Source organism: Mycobacterium sp. SMC-18 (genome assembly GCF_045310895.1).
In the GTDB taxonomy this organism is placed as follows: Bacteria; Actinomycetota; Actinomycetes; order Mycobacteriales; family Mycobacteriaceae; genus Mycobacterium.
The window spans coordinates 1-1,362 of the sequence record NZ_JBJIAL010000128.1 but is presented as its reverse complement, the minus strand read 5'-3'; the positions used below and the strand labels follow the sequence as shown (position 1 = coordinate 1,362).

Annotated in this window: 1 protein-coding gene; it reads left to right on the top strand. The window is 65.6% G+C overall.

The annotated features are described in order from the left end of the window. Window positions 1-51: 51 nt before the first annotated feature. Window positions 52-1,346, top strand: a protein-coding gene (locus ACJH6J_RS30410; RefSeq protein WP_109545024.1) for an IS3-like element ISMysp3 family transposase whose coding sequence is annotated in 2 segments (ribosomal slippage) — window positions 52-325 and window positions 325-1,346 — 1,296 coding nt in all. Because the reading frame shifts where the segments join, the coding sequence is not laid out codon by codon here. Window positions 1,347-1,362: the final 16 nt, after the last annotated feature.

Here is a 1,362-nt window from a genome sequence, read left to right as displayed (position 1 = left end):
TGAACCATCCCGCGTTTGATGCGCACCTCCTTCCTTGGGAAGGTGCATGTCATGCCGAGCAAGTACGACCCGGAGACCCGAGCGAAGGCGGTCCGTCTGGTGCGCGAGCACCGGGAGGACTATCCGAGCGAGTGGGCGGCGATTACCGCGGTGTCCAAACGGTTGGGGATGAACGCCGAGACGCTGCGTAATTGGATTCGCCAGCAACAGGTCGATGACGGTGATCGAGACGGGGTCTCTTCGGAGGCGGCTGCGGAGATCCGGGCGTTGAAACGGCGTAACGCCGAGCTGGAGCAGACTATCGAAATCCTCAAGGCGGCAACGTCTTTCTTCGTGCGGGAGAGCGACCCGCGCAGCCGCCGCTGACCGCTACGGTCTGCGAGTTCATCGCCGCCCACCGGGACCGTTTCGGGGTCGCTCCGATCTGTCGCGTGCTCACCGAGCACGCCGTGCCGATCGCCCCGCGGACATTTCATGCCTGGGCGGTGCGGGCGCCCTCGAAACGGGCCCTGTGGGACGCCACGATCACCGAGATCCTAGCCGGCTACTACGAGCCTGATGAGCACGGACGCCGCAGGCCCGAGTCGCTGTACGGGTCGCTGAAGATGTGGGCCCATCTGCAGCGTCAGGGCATCCCGGTGGCCAAGTCCACCGTGGAACGCCTGATGCGCAAGAACGGCTGGCAAGGCGTGCGCCGCCAGAAGAGGGTCCGCACCACGATCCCCGACCCGGAGGCGGTGCGACCGCCGGACCTGGTGGACCGCCAGTTCGGGGTGGCCGCACCCAACGTGCTGCTCGTGGCCGACTTCACCTACGTCAAGCTCGTCACCGGCGTGTTCGTCTACGTCGCGTTCGTCATCGACGCCTACGCCGGGTCGATCGTGGGCTGGGAAGCCTCGGCGTCCAAGCACACCCGCTTCGTCGAATCCGCGCTGCGTCAGGCCGCTGCACTGCGTGCCCGCCAAGGCCATCCCGTCGACGGCGCAATCCATCACAGCGACGCCGGCTCGCAGTACACGAGTGTGAGATTCGGTGAGACACTGAGCCTTTCGGGAATTCGCCCGTCCGTGGGCAGTGTTGGGGATGCCTTCGACAACGCGCTGGCTGAGACGACCATCGGCCTGTACAAGAACGAATGTGTCCGGGCGGATTCCCCGTTTCGCCGCGGCCCACTGAACACCGTGGGCGACGTCGAATACATCACCGCCGACTACGTCGCCTGGTACAACCAGCAGCGCCTGATGCACCGCCTCGGACGCATTCCGCCGGCCGAAGCCGAAGCCCGCTACTATTCCCAACTCGTGACCGGTAGACCGGCCGGATCACAGAAACCTGAGGGTGCATGAAACCCGGGACGGTTCA